This window comes from Streptacidiphilus sp. ASG 303, assembly GCF_020991365.1.
GTDB lineage: Bacteria > Actinomycetota > Actinomycetes > Streptomycetales > Streptomycetaceae > Peterkaempfera.
This window is the reverse complement of the sequence record NZ_JAJLRA010000006.1, coordinates 305,101-324,898: the sequence shown is the minus strand read 5'-3', so window position 1 is coordinate 324,898 and position 19,798 is coordinate 305,101. Positions and strand designations below refer to the sequence as shown.

13 protein-coding genes are annotated in these 19,798 nt (G+C 76.4%); 1 reads left to right on the top strand and 12 read right to left on the bottom strand.

Annotation, left to right across the window (positions count from 1 at the left end; genetic code table 11):
- Positions 1-172 precede the first annotated feature (172 nt).
- The 5 genes from ilvC to LO771_RS11735 form a co-directional block, all read right to left on the bottom strand.
- Positions 173-1,171: a ketol-acid reductoisomerase gene (ilvC, locus tag LO771_RS11755; RefSeq protein ID WP_230650922.1), complete on the bottom strand. Its 999-nt coding sequence runs from the start codon at positions 1,169-1,171 to the stop codon at positions 173-175.
- A 144-nt stretch (positions 1,172-1,315) separates the two neighbouring features.
- Complete coding sequence (ilvN, locus tag LO771_RS11750; protein WP_230650920.1) at positions 1,316-1,840, bottom strand: acetolactate synthase small subunit; 525 nt, start codon at positions 1,838-1,840, stop codon at positions 1,316-1,318.
- Between the two features lie 47 nt (positions 1,841-1,887).
- Complete coding sequence (locus tag LO771_RS11745) at positions 1,888-3,738, bottom strand: acetolactate synthase large subunit (protein ID WP_230650914.1); 1,851 nt, start codon at positions 3,736-3,738, stop codon at positions 1,888-1,890.
- A 331-nt stretch (positions 3,739-4,069) separates the two neighbouring features.
- Complete coding sequence (locus tag LO771_RS11740) at positions 4,070-7,213, bottom strand: bifunctional diguanylate cyclase/phosphodiesterase (protein ID WP_230651055.1); 3,144 nt, start codon at positions 7,211-7,213, stop codon at positions 4,070-4,072.
- A 462-nt stretch (positions 7,214-7,675) separates the two neighbouring features.
- The gene (locus LO771_RS11735; RefSeq protein ID WP_230650912.1) at positions 7,676-8,659 is read right to left on the bottom strand and encodes a 2-hydroxyacid dehydrogenase; all 984 of its coding nucleotides are present in this window, start codon (positions 8,657-8,659) and stop codon (positions 7,676-7,678) included.
- A 164-nt stretch (positions 8,660-8,823) separates the two neighbouring features.
- Between LO771_RS11735 and LO771_RS11730 the strand changes: the two genes are divergently transcribed.
- Complete coding sequence (locus LO771_RS11730) at positions 8,824-9,942, top strand: sorbosone dehydrogenase family protein (RefSeq protein ID WP_230651051.1); 1,119 nt, start codon at positions 8,824-8,826, stop codon at positions 9,940-9,942.
- A 65-nt stretch (positions 9,943-10,007) separates the two neighbouring features.
- Here LO771_RS11730 and LO771_RS11725 read toward each other — a convergent pair whose 3' ends face one another.
- The 7 genes from LO771_RS11725 to LO771_RS11695 form a co-directional block, all read right to left on the bottom strand.
- The gene (locus LO771_RS11725; protein WP_230650910.1) at positions 10,008-13,070 is read right to left on the bottom strand and encodes a helix-turn-helix transcriptional regulator; all 3,063 of its coding nucleotides are present in this window, start codon (positions 13,068-13,070) and stop codon (positions 10,008-10,010) included.
- Between the two features lie 221 nt (positions 13,071-13,291).
- Positions 13,292-13,486, bottom strand: coding sequence for a hypothetical protein (locus tag LO771_RS11720; protein ID WP_230650908.1), 195 nt, complete (start codon positions 13,484-13,486; stop codon positions 13,292-13,294).
- A gap of 383 nt (positions 13,487-13,869) precedes the next feature.
- On the bottom strand, positions 13,870-15,375 hold the full coding sequence (gene gatB / locus LO771_RS11715; protein ID WP_230650907.1) for an Asp-tRNA(Asn)/Glu-tRNA(Gln) amidotransferase subunit GatB: 1,506 nt from the start codon (positions 15,373-15,375) through the stop codon (positions 13,870-13,872).
- 82 nt (positions 15,376-15,457) lie between these two features.
- On the bottom strand, positions 15,458-15,715 hold the full coding sequence (locus LO771_RS11710) for a hypothetical protein (RefSeq protein ID WP_230650906.1): 258 nt from the start codon (positions 15,713-15,715) through the stop codon (positions 15,458-15,460).
- Positions 15,712-17,205: an Asp-tRNA(Asn)/Glu-tRNA(Gln) amidotransferase subunit GatA gene (gene gatA / locus LO771_RS11705; protein WP_230650905.1), complete on the bottom strand. Its 1,494-nt coding sequence runs from the start codon at positions 17,203-17,205 to the stop codon at positions 15,712-15,714. The genes LO771_RS11710 and gatA overlap by 4 nt, the downstream gene beginning before the upstream one ends.
- A 2-nt stretch (positions 17,206-17,207) precedes the next feature.
- Positions 17,208-17,504, bottom strand: a complete 297-nt coding sequence (gene gatC / locus LO771_RS11700; RefSeq protein WP_230650904.1) for an Asp-tRNA(Asn)/Glu-tRNA(Gln) amidotransferase subunit GatC — start codon at positions 17,502-17,504, stop codon at positions 17,208-17,210.
- A gap of 509 nt (positions 17,505-18,013) precedes the next feature.
- Positions 18,014-19,735, bottom strand: coding sequence for a bifunctional diguanylate cyclase/phosphodiesterase (locus tag LO771_RS11695; protein WP_304944794.1), 1,722 nt, complete (start codon positions 19,733-19,735; stop codon positions 18,014-18,016).
- Positions 19,736-19,798 lie beyond the last annotated feature (63 nt).

The window sequence follows — 19,798 nt, the reverse complement described above, 5'->3', positions numbered from 1 at the left end:
GGAAGTGTATCGACGTACGGTGCACCGGCCCCTGCCCCCGCGGCGGAATCACCCGCACGGGAATCTACAGGCCGGACAAAAACCGGGGCTTGACGAAAGGCGGTGCGGACGGCGGTGCGGGGGTGGTGCGGCGCGGCGGCCGCCCCGGACGGGGGGCGGCCGCCGCGGGGGCTCACGCCTCCTCGTCGACCCAGCTCATCAGGGAGCGCAGCTTCTTGCCGGTGGTCTCCAGCAGGTGCTCGCTGTCGGCCTTCTTGTACTCGTTGTACTTCTTCAGGCCGCCCTTGTACTCGGCCATCCAGGTGTTGGCGAAGGTGCCGTCCTGGATCTCGCCGAGGACCTTCTTCATCTCGGCCTTGGTCGCGTCGGTGACGATGCGCGGGCCGGTGACGTAGTCGCCCCACTCGGCGGTCTCGGAGACGGACCAGCGCATCTTCTCCAGGCCGCCCTCGTACATGAGGTCGACGATGAGCTTCAGCTCGTGGAGGCACTCGAAGTAGGCGATCTCCGGCTGGTAGCCGGCCTCGACCAGGGTCTCGAAGCCCGCCTTGACCAGCGCCGAGGCGCCGCCGCACAGGACGGCCTGCTCGCCGAAGAGGTCGGTCTCGGTCTCCTCGGTGAAGGTGGTCCTGATGACGCCGGCGCGGGTGCCGCCGATGCCCTTGGCGTAGGAGAGCGCCAGGTCGAAGGCCTTGCCGGTGGCGTCCTGCTCCACGGCCGCGATGCAGGGGACGCCGCGGCCCTCCTCGTACTGGCGGCGGACCAGGTGGCCCGGGCCCTTGGGGGCGACCATGCAGACGTCGACGCCCGCCGGGGGCTTGATGAAGCCGAAGCGGATGTTGAAGCCGTGGCCGAAGAAGAGGGCGTCGCCGTCCTTGAGGTGGGGCTCGACGGACTCCTTGTAGACGTCGGCCTGGATCGGGTCCGGCACCAGGATCATGATGACGTCGGCCTCCTCGGCGGCCTGGGCCGGCGTCACCACGCGCAGGCCCTGCTCCTCAGCCCTGGCCCTGGACTTCGAGCCCTCGTGCAGGCCCACCCGCACGTCGACGCCGGAGTCGCGGAGCGACAGGGCGTGGGCGTGGCCCTGGCTGCCGTAGCCGAGGACCGCGACCTTGCGGCCCTGGATGATGGACAGGTCGGCGTCGTCGTCATAGAACAGCTCGGCCACGGGGGCACATCTCCTTGCGTGGTGGTGGTGGCACCGGTCGTGTCCTCACGGTACGCAACCGGGTGCCGTGGTGCGGGGTGTAGTCGGTGGGTGAGACGGGTCCGGACGGCTGACCTCGGGGTTCCGGCCGGGCCCGCCGGGGGCTCAGGCGGAGCGGTCGAGGGCGCGCAGCGAGCGGTCGGTGATGGAGCGGGCGCCGCGTCCGATGGCGACCATGCCGGACTGGACCAGCTCCTTGACCCCGTACGGCTCCAGCATCCGCAGCATCGCCTCCAGCTTGTCGGAGCTGCCGGTGGCCTCGATCGTGACCGCGTCGGGCGAGACGTCGACCGTCTTGGCCCGGAAGAGCTGGACGATCTCGACGACCTGCGAGCGGGTCTCGGAGTCGGCGCGGACCTTCACCAGGACCAGTTCGCGCCGCACGGAGGCGTCGGGGTCCAGCTCGACGATCTTGATCACGTTGACCAGCTTGTTGAGCTGCTTGGTGACCTGCTCGAGCGGCAGGTCCTCCACCTGGACGACGATCGTCATCCGGGAGACGTCGGGGTGCTCGGTGGGCCCGACGGCGAGCGAGTCGATGTTGAAGCCCCGGCGGGAGAAGAGCGCGGCGATGCGGGCGAGCACGCCGGGCTTGTTCTCGACCAGGACGGAGAGCGTGTGCTTGGACATGGGTCGGCTTCCTCGGTTCCTGACGTCCTGACGTCCTGACGGGGGTCTCAGTCGAGCTCGTCGCCGAAGTCGGGGCGGACGTCGCGGGCGGCCATGATCTCGTCGTTGCTGGTGCCGGCGGCGACCATCGGCCAGACCATGGCGTCCTGGTGGACGATGAAGTCGATGACGACGGGGGCGTCGTCGATCGCCATCGCCTCCTTGATGACCGCGTCCAGCTGGTCCGGCGTCTCGCAGCGCAGGCCGCGGCAGCCCATCGCCTCGGCGAGCTTCACGAAGTCGGGGACGCGGGTGCCGGCCGGCGGCGGGGCGACGCCGTCGTGGCCGGGGCCGCTGTGGAGCACGGTGTTGGAGTACCGCTGGTTGTAGAAGAGGGTCTGCCACTGGCGGACCATGCCCAGCGAGCCGTTGTTGATGACCGCGACCTTGATGGGGATGTTGTTGAGGGCGCAGGTGACCAGCTCCTGGTTGGTCATCTGGAAGCAGCCGTCGCCGTCGATCGCCCAGACCTGGGTCTCGGGGCAGCCGGCCTTGGCGCCCATCGCGGCGGGGACCGCGTAGCCCATCGTCCCGGCGCCGCCGGAGTTCAGCCAGGTGGCGGGCTTCTCGAAGCCGATGAACTGGGAGGCCCACATCTGGTGCTGGCCCACGCCCGCGGCGTAGATGGCGTCCGGGCCGACCAGCTGCCCGATCCGCTCGATGACCTGCTGCGGGGAGAGCTCGCCCTCGGGGGCGGGGGCGTAGCCCAGCGGGTAGGTGGTCTTCCAGGCGTTCAGCCGCTCCCACCAGGCGGTGTAGTCGCCGCGGCGGCCGGCCTCGTGCTCGGCCTGGACGGCGACGATCAGGTCGGCCAGCACCTCGCGGGCGTCGCCGACGATCGGGACGTCCGCGGCGCGGTTCTTGCCGATCTCGGCGGGGTCGATGTCGGCGTGGACGATCTTCGCGTGCGGGGCGAAGCTGTCCAGCTTCCCGGTGACGCGGTCGTCGAAGCGGGCGCCGAGCGCCAGGATGACGTCGGCCTTCTGCAGCGCGGTGACGGCCGGGACGGTGCCGTGCATGCCCGGCATGCCCAGGTGCTGCGGGTGGCTGTCGGGGAAGGCGCCGAGCGCCATCAGGGTGGTGGTGACCGGGGCGCCGGTCAGCTCGGCGAGGATGCGCAGCTCCGCGGTGGCGCGGGCCTTCAGGACGCCGCCGCCGACGTAGAGCACCGGCCGCTTGGCGTTCACCAGCATCCGGGCGGCCTCGCGGATCTGCTTGGCGTGCGGCCGGGTCACGGGCCGGTAGCCGGGGAGCGAGGTCTCCACCGGCCAGCGGAAGACGGTCTGCGCCTGCAGGGCGTCCTTGGCGATGTCGACCAGGACCGGGCCGGGGCGGCCGGTGGAGGCGATGTGGAAGGCCTCGGCGATCACCCGGGGGATGTCGGCGGGGTCGGTGACCAGGTAGTTGTGCTTGGTGATCGGCATGGTGATGCCGCAGATGTCCGCCTCCTGGAAGGCGTCCGTGCCGATCGAGGCGCTGGCGACCTGGCCGGTGATGGCGACCATGGGGACGGAGTCCATGTACGCGTCGGCGATCGGGGTGACCAGGTTGGTCGCGCCCGGGCCGGAGGTCGCCATGCAGACGCCGACCCGGCCGGTGGCCTGGGCGTAGCCCTCGGCGGCGTGGCCGGCGCCCTGCTCGTGGCGGACGAGGACGTGGCGGACCTTGGCGGAGTCCATCAGGGGGTCGTACGCGGGGAGGATGGCGCCGCCCGGGATGCCGAAGACGGTGTCGGCCCCCACGGCCTCCAGGGAGCGGATGAGCGACTGGGCGCCGGTCATCGTCTGGGCGGCGTGGGTGCCGGTAGCGGAGTGGGCTGCCGGGTTGTCCCCGCGGTGCGGGGCGGCCTGCTCGGTCATCTGCCTGTCTCTTCTCCGGTTGCGCCGCGGTGGAGGGTGCCCGCGGCGGTCGCTGGGCGTCGCGCGGCGGCTGTACTCCCATGGTGCGACCCATGGCGCGCGGCGTCTGCGGTGGACTGCTCATCGCTGCCCCGGAGGCCCCGGGAGGGGGTACCGGGCGGTGGTGGAACGGGTTCTGTGCAGCAAAAAACCCCTCGTGCCCAGGGCATGCGAGGGGTAGCGCGTCGGCTTCTGCGATCCGGTGCTGCTGTCCGGGTCAGCCGACGCGCCCGCCAAGTACAAGGATTCGGGTGCGCATGGTGTCGACCTTCCCCCCGAGCCGAGGGCGGTGTCAAGTAGGTGGGACGCAGGTCTCATCATGCGGACTCCTTCCGGAGGGGCGTCCGGGCAGGTCGGAGGGGTTCCGTACCGGCGGGGAGGGCTCGCGGCGGAGGTGCGCGCGCCCCTCCGGACGGGTGGACGATGCGGGCTGCTGCAGCGGTACGGGACGGAGCGCGGCCACGGGCCCGGCGGAGGTCCCGGCGGCGGGCGCGGCAGGGGGCGCGGGCACGGCGGGGCCGGGCAGCGGGAGGCGGCGGCGGAGCAGCACCCGGTGCAGCCGCCGGTCGTCGAGCGGCCCCGAGAAGAGCAGCCCCTGCGCGTGCCGGCAGCCCAGCTCGCGCAGGACGGCCGCCTGCCGGTGCGTGTCCACCCCCTCGGCCACCGTCGTCAGGCCCAGGTCGCGGGCCAGCCGGAGCACGTGGCCGGCGAGGGCGCGGGTGACGGCGGACTCCGCCGCCCCGTGGACGAGGGCGCGGTCCAGCTTGAGGATGTCCACGGGGAGGCGGCGCAGCCAGGTCAGCGGGGCGGGGCCGGTGCCGAAGCCCTCCAGCGCCAGCCGGACGCCGAGCCGGCGCAGCGCGGCCAGGCGGCGCACCAGGTCGTCCAGCTCCTCGGGCGGCTCCCCGGGGCCGCCGCCCACGCCCAGGATCAGCCGGCCGGGCGGCAGGCCGCTCTCCCGCAGGGCACGTTCGACCGTGTCGAGCAGGCCGGGGGCGTCGAGCAGGCCGGACGCGCCAGGGGCGTCCGGCCGCCGCACGGACAGCCGGACCGCCACCGGCACCGCGGCGCCCCGCTCCGGGGCGCCGCGCCAGCGGGAGGCGGCCGCGGCGACGGACTGCTGGACCAGCCAGCGGGCGAGGCTGGCGGCGCGCTCGCCGGCGTCCCCGTCCGCCTCCGCGGTGCGGACGGCGTGGGCGGCGTGGGCGGCGTGGCCGTCGACGGTGCCGGGGTCGGCGTCGGCACGGGCGGCGCGGGGCCCGGGTCCGGACCGGCCGGCACGGGACGGGAGGCGGCCGGGCGGGAGCAGGCCGGGCGGGAGGGCGCCGGACCCGGCGGCCTCCCCGGCGGACGGGTCCTCCGGGACGGCGGGCTCCGGCCCGGCCTGCCAGCGGGCCTGGGCCTCGACCGCGGCGACCTCCCCGCTCAGCAGGTCGACGACCGGCTGGTGGAGCAGGACCGGCCGGGCGCCGCGGACGCCGCCGTGCAGGCGCCGCTCCTGCTCCCGGCGGCGGACGAGGTCGGCGCGGAACCGCGGGGAGTAGACGACGACCCGGCCCTTGCCCGCCGACTTGGCCCGGTACATCGCCAGGTCGGCGTTGCGCATCAGCTCGGCGGGGAGGCTGCCGGGGGCCGCGAAGGCGATGCCGATGCTGGCCGCCACGGCGAGTTCGGCGCCGCCGATCCGGTAGGGCCGGGAGAGGGCGGCGCGCAGCCGCTCGGCGATGTCGCGGACGTGCGCCTCGCGCAGCCGGCCGGCCACCAGGGCCGCGAACTCGTCGCCGCCGAGCCTGGCCACCGTGTCCTCGGCCCGGACGGCCTCCCGCAGGCGGTGCGCGGCCTGGACGAGGAGCTCGTCGCCGACCTGGTGGCCGGCGGTGTCGTTGACCGCCTTGAAGCCGTCGAGGTCGAGGTAGAGCACGGCGACCGTCCGGCCCTCGCCCCGCACGCCGGAGAGCGCGGCCCGCACCCGGTCGGTGAAGAGCGCCCGGTTCGGCAGGTCGGTGAGCGAGTCGTGGAAGGCGTGGTGCTGGAGCTGCGCCTGGAGGCGCACGCGCTCGGTGACGTCCCGGCTGTTGAGGATCAGTCCGTCGGGGCAGTGGCTGACGGCGGACTCGACGTGGAGCCACTCCCCCGCCCCGGAGCGGATCCGGCACTCCACGCGGGCGGGCCCGGTGCCGGGCCCCCCGGCGAGGAGGCGCCGGATCTCCCAGCGGACGCGGCCGCGGTCGTCGGGGTGGACCACGTCGACCAGCGGGCCGCCCGCCAGTTCGGCCGGATCGCGCCCGTAGACGCCGAGGGCGGCCGGGCTGACGTACGAGAGCACCCCGCCCGGGCCGACGATCATGATGACGTCGCTGGAGCCCTGGACCAGGGACCGGAAGTGGGCCTCCTGCCGCGCGAGCTCCTGGGTGAGGGAGATGTTGTCCAGCAGCATGATGCCCTGGCGCACGATCAGCGCCAGCACCACCGTGCAGCCGGCGACCAGCACCACCCGGTCCATGGGGCGGCTGCCGAGGGCGTTGGTGAGGAGGGCGGCGGTGCACACCGCCGCGGCGAGGTAGGGGGTGAGGGCGCTGAGCCAGGTCGCGGCGGTGCGGCGGCCGGCCGCCGGGGGGTGCGGCGGAGCCGGGTCGGCGTCCGGCCGGGAGCGGTCGCCGGCCCAGGGCGCCCAGGCGAGGAGCAGGCTGCCCGCGAACCAGCCCGCGTCCAGGAACTCGCCCGAGTGGTAGGCGCTGCGCAGGGTGGGCGAGGTCCACAGGGCGTCGCTGACCACGGTGACGGCCAGGGCCAGCACGGCCGTGTTCACGGCCGCCCGGTTGCCCTCCCGGCCGCGGAACCGCATGCCCAGGACGACGCTGGCCAGCAGGATGTCCAGCAGCGGGTAGGCCAGGGACAGCGACATCCGCAGCGGGCTGCCCTCCTCACCCCGGGCGGTGCGGGCCAGGGCGAGGCTCCAGCCCAGGGTGAGCAGCGAGCCGGCGATCAGCCAGCCGTCCAGCAGCAGGCAGACCCAGGCGGCGGGGGTGCGGGGCCGGTGGCCGAGGACCAGCAGGCCGGCGATGGCGGGCGGCGCGAAGAGGAGGAAGGCCCCGTCCGCGACCGACGGCGACGGCACGGGGGTGTGCAGCACCACCTCGTACCAGCCCCAGGCACCGTTGCCGAGGGCGGCCATCAGGGAGGAGAACCCGAAGAGCAGCCACGCGGGGCGGGCCGGGCCGCCGGTGCGGGAGCCCCGGACCAGGCAGGACACCGCGGCGGCCAGGGCGGCCGCGGCCAGGCCGAAGTCGCCCATGACGGGGGCCAGCCGGGCCGATCCCCACCCGGTGGCCGCCCCCGCCGCGTAGGCGCAGCAGGCCGCGGCGAGCAGCAGCCGGGGGAGGCGGCCGGTGCGGACGGCGCCGACGGTCCCCCGGGTTCCGGCGGCCTTGGGCAGCACAACATCGGTGGAAGTCAACCGATATCTCCCCCTCCGGGCGTGAAGGGCCGGCTTCGCCGCGCCCCGCCCGCGCCTTCGGACGGGACGATACACCACGCCGGTCACTCAGTGGCACAGATGCACCACTGACAGTAACGCCCTGTGGCCGGGTGCATGCCCGGATCGCGACGGAGCGGCACCGTCGGGGAATCACCGCATCCGCCGCCGCCACCCGGACGGGTGACCTCTGGTCCAGGTGAGCGGGCGGCGGGCCGGGCGGGCGCGGGGCCCGGAGGGCCGGAGCGCCGGGACCGCGCGCGCCCGGGCGCGGTGCGCCCCGCCCGGGCGCGGCCGGACCGGGCGCGCCCCTGCTGCTGCGGCCGGGCCGTTGCGGGCCGGCCATCGCGGCCGGGCCGCCGCACTCCGGCAGCCGCGCTCCGGCCGCCGCACGACGGCCGCCGTGTCCCGGCGGGAGAGCGGTCAGCCCCGGTGCTCCCCGGCCCCGGGCACCGCCGCACCGGGCACTGCCGCCCCGGGGGCTGCGACCCGGTGCTCGGGGGGCTCGCCCGCCGCGTACCGGCGCAGCTGCGCGCCGAGCAGCCGCAGCGCCCGCGGGAGGAACGCCGAGCTGCTGCCGCCCACGTGGGGGCTGATCAGGACGCCGGGGGCGTGCCAGAGCGGATGCCCCGCGGGCAGCGGCTCGGGGTCGGTGACGTCGAGCGCGGCGCGCAGCCGCCCGGACTCCAGCTCGGCCAGCAGTGCGGCGGTGTCCACCACCGGCCCCCGGGCGACGTTGACCAGCAGTGCCCCGTCCCGCATCCGGGCGAGGAAGTCCCGGCCCGCCAGGCCGCGCGTCCCCTCGGTCAGGGGCACCGTCAGCACCACCACGTCGGCCTGCGGCAGCAGGTCCGGCAGGTCGGACAGCGGCCGCACCGGACCGTGCGGGGCCGTGCGGGCCCGGCGGGCCACCCGCAGGACCCGGCACTCGAACGGGCGCAGCCGCTCCTCGACCGCGGCCCCGATCGAGCCGTACCCGACGAGCAGCACCGTGCGGTCGGCGAGGGCCGGGTAGAAGCCGGCGTGCCACTGCTCGGCGTCCTGGCCCCGCACGAAGCGGGGGATGCCGCGCAGGGAGGCGAGGACCAGGGTGAGGGCCAGTTCGGCGGTGGAGGCGTCGTGCACGCCCCGGGCGTTGCAGAGCACCGCACCCGACGGCACGTGGGGCAGCACGTCGTCCACGCCGGCGGTGAGGGTCTGCACGACCTCCAGCGCCGGCAGGCGGGGCATCAGCGGCAGGGCGGCGGCGGTGCGCATGTAGGGGACGGTGAGGAAGCCGACCGTGTCCAGCACGTCCTGCGGGGGCGGCGGCTCCGTGCCGTCCCACGTGTGGACGTCCAGGTCCGGCGGCAGCCCCTCGACGGCGCCGGGGGCGTAGGGGATCAGTGCGGCGCGGGGTGCGGACATGGGTCCGAATCTATGCCCTCCCGCCGCCTGCCCCCCTCCGCTCCTTCCCGCGGGCGGCTCCCCCGCTGCCTCCCGCCGCCCGTTCCCCGCAGCGGTGGCTGCGGCGGCCGCTCCGGGGGCAGGGTGGAGGGAGGCGGAGGACCGGAGGCGGGCGCGTGCGGGGACTGCGGAGGACGGCGGCGGCGGTGGCGGTGACGGTGGCGGTCGGGCTGCTGCCCGCGGCGGGCTGCACGTCGGGGGCGGCGGGCGGACCGGGCGGGTCGCCCCCGGCCGCACAGCGGCAGACCTCCGGGACGCGGCCGCCCGCGGCCGCCGCGGTGCGGGTGGCGGGCACGGTGGCCGAGCGGCTGCCGGTGCCCTGGGGCGTCGCCTTCCTGCCGGACGGGTCCGCGCTGGTGGCGGAGCGGGGCACCGGGGAGGTCGTGCGCCTGGCGGCCGGGGGCCGCCGGTCGCCGGCCGGGCGGGTGCCGGGGGTGGCCGCCGAGGGCGAGGGCGGCCTGCTGGGCCTCGCGGTGCCCCCGCACGCCGGGGCGCGGCCGTGGGTGTACGCGTACCTCACCACCGCCGCCGACAACCGGATCGTGCGGATGCGCTGGGACGGACGGCGGCTGGGCCCGCCGCGCACCGTGCTGGCCGGCATCCCGCGGGGGACGTTCCACGACGGCGGCCGGATCGCCTTCGGACCCGACGGGTACCTGTACGCGGGGACCGGCGAGACCGGACGGCGCCCCCTCGCCCAGGACCGGGCCTCCCTGGGCGGCAAGATCCTGCGGATCACCGCCGACGGGCGGCCGGCGCCCGGCAACCCCTTCCCCGGCTCCCCCGTCTACAGCCTGGGCCACCGCAACGTGCAGGGCCTGGCCTGGGACTCCCGCGGGCGGCTGTGGGCCACCGAGTTCGGCCAGGACACCTGGGACGAGCTCAACCTGGTCCGGCCGGGCGGGAACTACGGGTGGCCCGTGGTGGAGGGCCGGGCGCACCGGGCCGGCTTCACCGACCCGGTCGTCCAGTGGCGCCCCGCCGAGGCGTCCCCCAGCGGACTGGCGTACTGGCACGGCGCGCTGTGGGTCGCGGCGCTGCGGGGCCGGCGGCTGTGGCGGGTCCCGCTGCGCGGCGACGGCACGGCCGGCACCCCGCAGGCGGAGCTGACGGGGGTGTACGGGCGGCTGCGCACGGTGGCGGCGGCCCCCGACGGCTCGCTGTGGGTGGTGACCGGCAACACCGACGGCCGCGGGGAGCCCGCCCCGCAGGACGACCGGGTGCTGCGGCTCACCGCCCCCTGACCGCGGCGGGCCCGCCCCGGCGGCTCCGTGACGGTGCGTCACGGGGCACGGGACCGCGCCGGTCCTCAGACCGCCGCGGCCGCGCCCGCGTCCTCCGGGAAGAGGCGCATCCGGTGCGCCAGCGCCGCCGCCTCGCCGCGCCCGGCGACGGCGAGCTTGCCGAGGATGTTGGACACGTGCACGCTGGCCGTCTTCGGCGAGATGTAGAGCTCCTCGGCGATCTGACGGTTGGTGCGGCCCAGGGCCAGCAGCCGCAGGACGTCCCGTTCGCGGGCGGTGAGGCCCAGGGCGGCGACGGGGTCCGCGGGTGCGGCGGGGGCGGGCGCCGCGGCGGCGGCCCCGCCGTCCAGGGGCAGGCGGGCCCGGTCCGCGAGCGACGCGGCCTCCCGCAGCAGGAACGCGTCGCCGCGGCGGCGGGCCTCGTGGGCGGCGTCGCGGAGCAGGCCGCCGGCCCGGTCGCGGTCCCCCGCCGCGGCGTGCGCCTCGGCGGCCCGCAGCAGCGCGAGGGCCAGCGGGTAGGGCCTGCCGGTGCCGCGCAGCGCCTCCACGGCGGGGAGCCACGCCGCGGGGGTGTCTCGGCCCTCGGCACGGGCGAGTTCGGCGTCGAGGAGCAGGGCCCAGCCCTCGTACAGGGGCACCGCGCGCGACAGCGGCGCGGCGGCCGCCCGGATGCGGTCCAGCATCCCGGCCCGGCCCGGGTCGGCGGCGGGCAGCCCCCGGGAGTCGGCCTCGGCCGCGGCGGCGTGGGTGAGCAGGGGCCAGGCGTAGTGGTCGCACCCGGCGGGGAGCCCGCCGTCGACGGCGGCCAGCAGCTCGGTCCGGACGTCGTCGAACCGGCCGGTGCGGGCGGCGGTCCGCAGCGCCAGGTCGGCGCCGGGCAGCAGCTTCTGCGGCTGGGGGGTCTCGATGCGGGCGCGGGCCGCGGCCAGGCGGCGGGCGGCCTCCGCCGGGTCGTCACGCAGCAGGGCCAGCTCGCCCGCGAGGCGCTCCAGGAAGTCGTCGTGGGCGGAGCCGTCCACCTCGTCCTCCCACGCGGCCAGCAGGGCGGCGGCCTCCTCCGTGCGCCCCGAGGCGATCAGGGACTCCGCGAGGTTGCCCGCCAGCAGGGCGCCGTTGTAGCGGACCATCCCGTACCGGCGGGAGAGCTCCAGGCCCTCGCGGGCGGCCTCGGCCGCCTCCTCGGACCGGCCGAGCTGCTCCAGGAGGGAGGCGAGGTTGTTGACGGCCCGGCAGTGCAGGTCCGGGTCGCCGAGGCCGGCGGCGCGGACGCGGACCTCGCGCAGGCCGGCGAGGCCGGCCTCGGGCTCCCCGAAGTCGCAGCGCAGCTTGCCCAGGGTGAGCAGGGCGTGCAGCTCCACGGCGGGGGCGCCGACCTCGCGGGCCATGGCGGCGGCGCGCTCCGCGATGCCGACGTGGGCGGGTTCGGGCCGGTCCAGCATGCCGTTGGCGGCGATCCGGCCGAGCACGTCGGCCTGGACGGCGGACGGGGGGCGCCCCTCGACGAGCGAACGGGCGCGCTCCAGCTCGGCGGCGCCGAAGGTGCCGTTGTAGGAGCGGACGGCCCGGGCGCGCTGGAGCCAGAACCAGGCGGCCCGCTCGGGCTCGGCGGCCTCGTCGACCTGGCGGAGCGCCGTCTTGACGAACCGCAGGCCGCGGTCGCGGTCCCCGGCGCGGCGGGCCGCCACGGTGGCCTCGGCGAGGACGTCCGCGAAGCGCAGCCGCCCGCAGCCCTCACCGTGGGGGGCGGGGTCGCAGCCGCACGGCGGGTAGGACTCGTCGGCGTGGTCGTAGGGCCGCAGGCCCTCCAGCACCTCCCCGGGCACGTCATCCCAGAGCTCCAGGGCGCGCTCCAGCATCCGCAGCTGCTCGGCGGAGGCGTGGCGGCGGCGGGCCTCCCGGCCGGCGTGCAGGGCGGCGGGCAGGGCGCGGGCGGCGTCGCGGGCGTGGTACCAGTAGCTGGCGAGGCGGGCGGCCCGCGCGTCGCAGGAGACGAGGTGGGGGTCGGCCTCCAGGGCCTCGGCGTAGCGGCGGTTGACGCGGCTGCGCTCGCCGGGCAGCAGGTCGTCCACGACGGCCTCGCGGACCAGGGCGTGGCGGAAGCGGTAGCCCTCGGTCTCCGGGTCGGGGACGAGGATGCTGGCGCCGACGGCGGCGCGCAGCGCCTCGATCAGGTCGTCCTCGGGCATCGCGAGGACCGCGGCGAGCAGTCCGTGCTCGACGGCGGAGCCGCCCTCGGCGGCGGTCCTGACCACGGCCTGCGCCCGCTCGGGCAGGGCCTCGACGCGGACCAGCAGGATGTCGCGGAGGGAGTCGCTGAGGCCGACGTCGCAGCCCTCGGTGGCGCAGCAGGCCAGCTCCTCCACGAAGAAGGGGTTGCCCTCGGAGCGGCGGTGGATGCGGGCGACCAGCTCGCGGTCCGGGGCGTCGGTGGCGAGGATGCCGGCGAGCTGCTGCTCGACCTCGGCACGGGCGAAGCGGGACAGCTCCAGGCGCTGCACGGTGCGCAGCCGCTCCAGTTCGGCGAGGTACGGCCGCAGGGGGTGGCGGCGGTGCAGGTCGTCGGTGCGGTAGGTGGCGACGACCACGACCCGGGCGCTGTGCAGGGTGCGGACGAGGTAGGCGAGGAGTTCGCGGGTGGAGCGGTCGGACCAGTGGAGGTCCTCGACGGCGAGGACGAGGGTGCGGTCGGCGGCGAGGCGCTCGAAGAGCCGGGCGGTGTGCTCGAAGAGCCGGGCGCGGCCGTACTCGTCGCTGGACTCGGGCGCGGCCTCGCCGAAGTCGGGCAGCAGCCGGGCGAGGCTGCCCTCGCGGCCGTCGGCGGCCTGCTCCAGCTCGCCGCCGAGCTCCCGGTGGAGCCGGCGCAGGGCGGTGGCCAGCGGCGCGTACGGCAGCCCCTCGGCGCCGACCTCCGGACAGCCGCCGAGCGCGGTGACGGCGCCCGCGGCGCGGGCGGCCGCCAGGAACTCCTCCAGCAGGCGGGTCTTGCCGACCCCGGCCTCGCCGCCGACGAGCAGGGCCTGCGGCCGGCCCGCGCCGGCGCGCCCGAGGGCCTCGGTGAGAGCGGCGAGCTCCCGGCCGCGGCCGACGAAGACGGGGCTGACGGATCTGTGCTCCACGGCGCCGAGCATGCCACACGGGTCGGACGGCGTCGCCGGGATTGCCGCGGCGACCGGGGCGGCGGCCGGCGGCGGGGCGGCGACGGGCCCGCGGCGGGGCGGAGCAGGGGCGGGGGCGGACAGGGCCGGCGACGGTGCGGGGACGGCCGGGGCGGGAAGGCCCGGGGGGAGGGCGCCCTCGGCGTCCCTCCCCCCGGTGTCCGCAGCCGCCGCTCCCGCGGCCGGCCCGCTGGTCAGCACTCGCGCAGCCGCTGCGGCGCGGCCTCCGGCGCGGCGGCGGCCCGCACGGAGCCGGCCAGGCGGCGCAGCAGTCCGGGACGGTTCCCCGACCGCTCGCGGCGGGCGGCCTGCGCCTCCAGGACCAGCCGCCGGCGGGCGGCCTGGAGCTGCAGGTCCCTGGCGCGGTAGTGCATGAACTCGTACTCCATCACGGCGGTCTGCCCCCTCGTGGGTTCCCGGGCCCGGCCGGACCGGCCGGGCTGTCGTCCTGGTACGAGACTCCTCGCCCAGGGGGGTGCGCCGCATCGGCAGGCTGCCGCATCCTCCCGGGCCCGGACGCCTTAGGGCGGGGGCGGGACGGCTCAGGACGGGGGCACGACGGCTCAGGACGGAGGCGGGACGGCTCAGGACGGAGGCGGGACGGCTCAGGACGGGGGCGGGACGGCTCAGGAGGGGGACGTGCGACGGCGCCGCCGCCCCCGGGTGCGGGGGGCGGCGGCGCCGTGGGGGCCGGAGTGCCCCAGGGACTCCGGCCGGGGTCCTCGGACCGTCGGGGTCCGGGGCGCGGTGCGGGAGGGGCGCGGTGCGGGGCTCAGCCCTCGACGCCGAGCCGCTCCAGGACGAGCTCCTTGACGCGGGCGGCGTCGGCCTGGCCCCGGGTGGCCTTCATGACCGCGCCGACCAGGGCGCCGGCGGCGGCGACCTTGCCGGAGCGGACCTTGTCGGCGACGCCCGGGTTGGCGGCGATGGCCTCGTCGACGGCGGTGCCGAGCGCCGAGTCGTCGGAGACGACGGCCAGGCCGCGCGCGGCGACGACCTCGTCGGGCCCGCCCTCGCCGTTCAGGACGCCCTCGATGACCTGGCGGGCCAGCTTGTCGTTGAGGGAGCCCTCGGCGACCAGCGCGCAGATCCGGGCCACCTGGGCCGGGGTGATGGGCTGGGCGGTGAGGTCGGTGCCGGACTCGTTGGCGCGGCGGGCCAGCTCGCCCATCCACCACTTGCGGGCCTGGTCGGCGGGGGCGCCGGCGGCGACGGTCTCCAGGATCGGCTCGATGGCGCCGGCGTTGAGGACGGACTGCATGTCCTTGTCGGACAGGCCCCACTCCTGCTGGAGCCGGCGGCGGCGCAGCCGCGGCAGCTCGGGCAGGGAGGCGCGCAGCTCCTCGACCCAGTCCCGGGCCGGCGCGACGGGCACGAGGTCCGGCTCGGGGAAGTAGCGGTAGTCCTCCGCCTCCTCCTTGACGCGGCCGGAGGTGGTCGTGCCCTCGTCCTCGTGGAAGTGGCGGGTCTCCTGGACGATGGTACCGCCCTCGGAGAGCACGGCGGCGTGCCGCTGGATCTCGAAGCGGGCGGCGCGCTCGACCGAGCGCAGCGAGTTGACGTTCTTCGTCTCGGAGCGGGTGCCGAACTTCTCCTGGCCGATCGGGCGCAGCGAGAGGTTGACGTCGCAGCGCATCTGGCCCATCTCCATGCGGGCCTCGGAGACGCCCAGCGCCCGGATGAGCTCGCGCAGCTCGGCGACGTACGCCTTGGCGACCTCGGGGGCCTTCGCGCCCGCGCCGGTGATCGGCTTGGTGACGATCTCGATCAGCGGGATGCCGGCCCGGTTGTAGTCGAGCAGGGAGTACTCGGCGCCGTGGATGCGGCCGGTGGCGCCGCCGATGTGGGAGGACTTGCCGGTGTCCTCCTCCATGTGGGCGCGCTCGATGTCGACCCGGAAGACCTCGCCGTCGACCTCGACGTCCAGGTGGCCGTCGAAGGCGATCGGCTCGTCGTACTGCGAGGTCTGGAAGTTCTTCGGCATGTCCGGGTAGAAGTAGTTCTTCCGGGCGAACCGGCACCACTCGGCGATCTCGCAGTTCAGCGCCAGGCCGATCCGGACCGCGGACTCCACGGCGGCGGCGTTGACCACCGGCAGCGCACCGGGCATGCCGAGGCAGGTCGGGCAGACCTGGGAGTTGGGCTCGGCGCCGAGGGCGGTCGAGCACCCGCAGAACATCTTGGTGGCGGTGCCCAGCTCGACGTGGACCTCCAGGCCCATCACCGGGTCGTACGACGCCAGGGCGTCCTCGAACGACACCAGGTTCACGACGCTCACAGCGTCCCCTTCTTCACGTTCACGGAAAGGTTCTGGGGGAGCCGGCCGGTGCCCCGGGGCACCGGCCGGCTCCGGCGGGGCCTCAGCCCAGCAGGACGTCGTCGTCGCCCAGCTGCTTCAGCTCGCGGATCAGCAGCGCGGTGCTGGTGACCAGCGCGACGGCGGCGACCACCGCGTTGACCAGCTTCAGGGTGTCGCTGTCCCCCCGGGCCTTCTTGACATCGCGGAGGATGCCGAGGGCGCCGAAGGCGCTGCTGCCGATGCCCAGGTACAGGCCGGGGCGGGAGTGCTTGAAACCCTTGAGCTGCGCGGCCTTGCCGCCCTTCGAGGAACTGCTCACAGTGCCGGTGCCTCCTCCAGCAGGGGGTGTCCCCACTTCTCGGTGAATGCGGCCTCGACGGCGCCGCCCACCCGGTAGAGGCGGTCGTCCGCCATCGCGGGGGCGATGATCTGCAGGCCGACCGGGAGATTGTCCTCCGGGGCCAGACCGCACGGCACGGACATGGCCGCGTTGCCGGCGAGGTTCGACGGGATGGTGCAGAGGTCCGCCAGGTACATCGCCATCGGGTCGTCGGCGCGCTCGCCGATCGGGAAGGCGGTGGTGGGGGTGGTCGGCGAGATCAGCACGTCCACGCCGGCGAAGGCCGCGTCGAAGTCGCGGGAGATCAGCGTCCGCACCTTCTGCGCCGAGCCGTAGTAGGCGTCGTAGTAGCCGGAGGACAGGGCGTAGGTGCCCAGCATGATCCGGCGCTTGACCTCGGGGCCGAAGCCCGCCTCGCGGGTGAGGGCGGTGACGTCCTCGGCGGAGCGGGTGCCGTCGTCGCCGACCCGCAGGCCGTAGCGCATCGCGTCGAAGCGGGCCAGGTTGGAGGAGGCCTCGCTCGGCGCGATCAGGTAGTAGGCGGGCAGCGCCAGGGTGAACGACGGGCAGGAGACCTCGACGACCTCGGCGCCCAGCCCGCGGAGCAGCTCCACGGCCTCGTGGAAGCGCTGCATCACGCCGGGCTGGTAGCCCTCGCCGCCGAACTCCTTGACCACGCCGACGCGCATGCCGCGGACGTCGCGCATCCGCGCCGCCTCGACCACCGGCGGGACCGGCGCGTCGATGGAGGTGGAGTCCAGCGGGTCGTGGCCGGCGATGGCCTCGTGCAGCAGCGCCGCGTCCAGCACGGTGCGGGCGCAGGGGCCGCCCTGGTCCAGGGAGGAGGAGAAGGCGACCAGGCCGTAGCGGGAGACCGCGCCGTAGGTCGGCTTCACGCCGACGGTGCCGGTGACGGCGCCGGGCTGGCGGATGGAGCCGCCGGTGTCGGTGCCGATCGCCAGCGGCGCCTCGAAGGCGGCGAGCGCGGCGGAGGAGCCGCCGCCGGAGCCGCCGGGGATGCGGGAGAGGTCCCACGGGTTGCCGGTGGGGCCGTAGGCGCTGTTCTCGGTGGAGGACCCCATGGCGAACTCGTCCATGTTGGTCTTGCCGAGGATGACGACGCCGGCCTCCTTGAGGCGGCGGGTGAGCGTCGCGTCGTACGGCGGCACCCAGCCCTCGAGGATCTTCGAGCCGCAGGTCGTGGGGACGCCCTTGGTGGTGAAGACGTCCTTGAGCGCGAGCGGGACGCCGGCCAGCGGGCCCAGCTCCTCGCCCCGGGCGCGCCTGTCGTCCACGGCGCGGGCGGCGGCGAGGGCGCCCTCGGTGTCGACGTGCAGGAAGGCGTGGACCTTCTCGTCGACGGCGGCGATGCGGTCCAGGTGCGCCTGGGCCACCTCGACGGCGGAGACGTCGCCGGAGGCGACGGCCGCGGCGGTCTCGGCGGCGGTGTACCGGGTCAGGTCGGCCATGGTCAGTCCTCCCCGAGGATCTGCGGGACGCGGAAGCGCTGCTCCTCCGACGCCGGGGCGCCGGCCAGGGCCTCGGCGGGGGTCAGCGACGGCCGCACCTCGTCGGCGCGCATGACGTTGGTCAGCGGCAGCGGGTGGGAGGTCGGCGGGACGTCCTGTCCGGCGACCTCGGAAACGCGGGCGACCGCGCCGATGATCACGTCGAGCTGCTCGGCGAAGTGGTCGAGCTCTTCGTCCTTCAGCTCAAGACGCGACAGCCGGGCGAGGTGGGCGACCTCCTCGCGCGTGATGCCAGGCATGCAGCGATCCTCAAGGGTGAGTTCTGGTGAGGCCGGTCGCGGGGAACGGCCCGGACGGCGGCCTGCGCGGCCTGTCCGTCCTCTTGCTCTGTGGACCCCATCCTATGGCCCCGCGGGGGGTCGGGCGGGCGGACACCGGACGGGCGGCCGGGGCGCGGACGCGGACGCGGGCCGCCGTGCGCGGGCCGCGGGTACCGCGGGGCGCCCCGCCGGGGCGGCGGCGGACGGCCGGGGAGGCGGGCCGCGGGCGGCGGCGGGGCGGGCCACGGCGGGCCGGCTCCGCCCGCGGCCCCGGGGACGGCGGCGGGCACGGGGGGCGGTGGGCACGGGGGGCGGTGGGCACGGGGACGGCGGCGACGGGGGCGTGATGTGCGACGCGCGAGGCGCGGCGGCAGCAGCGGGTGCCGGCGCGGACCGGGCGGGGCCGGCACCCGGTGGCGGGCACGCCGCGGGACCGAGAGGCAGGACTGCAGGGACGGGACTGCAGGGACGGGGCTACCGGGACGGGGCTACGCGGGCGGGGCCTGGGCGGCGGGGTCCGGCGGCAGCAGCGGCTCCTGGGGCAGGGCCGGTACCGGCGGCGGGGCGGCGGGGGCCACCAGCTCCGGCGCCGGCGCGGCGGTGCGCCGCACCCGCAGCCAGGCGGAGGCCTGGTCGGCGGGGAGGGCGGCGGAGACCAGCCAGCCCTGCACCGCGTCGACGCCCATGCCGTGCAGCCGCTCCCAGGTCTCGTCGTCCTCCACGCCCTCGGCGACCACGGTCAGGCCGAGCGAGTGGGCCAGCTGGACCGAGCAGCGGACCACCGCCGCGTCGTGGGCGTCGGCGACCATCCGGGAGACGAACGACCGGTCGATCTTGAGCTCGCCGACGGGGAGGCTGCGCAGCCGCACGAGGGAGGAGTGGCCGGTCCCGAAGTCGTCCAGGGACATGCCGACCCCGTAGCGGCGCAGCTCGTCCAGGGTGTCGGCGGCACGGTGCGAGTCGTCCAGCAGCATCCGCTCGGTGATCTCCAGCTGGAGGGCCTGCGGCGGCACGGCCGCGCGGGCGAGGCGGTCGGCGACGCCGGCCGCGAAGCCCGGGGTGAGCACGTCGCGGGGCGAGACGTTGACCGCGACCTGCACCTCCAGTCCCTGGGAGCGCCACTCGGCGAGCTGGTGGACGGCGGCGTCCAGGACGTAGTCGGTGAGGCGGGGCATCAGGCCGCTGGACTCGGCCAGCCCGACGAACTCCTCCGGGCTGATCCGGCCCCGGCCGGGGCGCTCCCAGCGCAGCAGCGCCTCCAGGCCGACGACACGGCCGTCGAAGGCGACCTTCGGCTGGTAGTGCAGCTCGACCTCGCCCGCCTCCAGGGCGCGCCGCAGGTCGCCGAGCAGGCCCACGCGGACGGGCGTGTCGGCATCGCGCTCCTGGTCGTACACCTCCACGCCGGTGCGGCCGCGCTGGGCGTGGCCCATGGCGACGTCCGCGCGGCGCAGCAGGGACTCGGCGTCGGGGGCGTGGTCGGGGAAGATGCAGACGCCGGCGCTGGCCTCCAGCACCACGAGCAGGCCGTCGACCCGGCTGGGGGCGGCGAGTTCGGCGATCAGGGCGCGGGCGAGGCGCTGCAGGGTGACCGCGCACCCCACGCCGGGGAGCAGGACGGCGAACTCGTCTCCCCCCATGCGGGCGACGACGGCGCGGCTGACGCCCTGCACCGGGGGCGGGAGCACCGAGAAGGGGTCGTCGGAGCGGCGGCGGCCGCGGCCGGTCCGCGGCTCGGCGGGGAGCAGGCCGCCGCTGCTGAGGGCGGCGTGCAGCCGGCGCGAGATCTGGACGAGGAGCCGGTCGCCGGCGGAGTGGCCCAGGGTGTCGTTGAGCGACCGGAAGCGGTCGAGGTCGAGCAGGATCAGCCCCACCCGGCCGGCGGGGTCGGCGGGCGGGGCGGTGCTGCCGTCGGCGATGGCGGCCCGGGCGGCCAGCAGCAGCGCCTGGCGGTTGGGCAGGCCGGTGAGCGGGTCGGTGAGCTGGTCGCGGGCGCGGTCGCGGGCGATCCGCCAGGCGGCGACGAGGACCGCGAGCGGCACCGCGAAGAGCGGCAGCAGCTCCGCCTCGTACCGGCCGACCAGCAGGGCGAGCGGTATGAGGGGCGCGGCGCCCGCGAGCAGGATGCCGAGCAGCAGTGCCGCACCCGTCAGCCCCTGGGCGGGGTGGGGGGTGTCCCCCCGGGGGTGCCGTTCCGTGCGCAGTTCCATGCGCGCTTCCTCCGTCGGTCCCCGCCCCGCCTGGCCGCCCCTCCGTGCCCGCGCTGCCGTCCG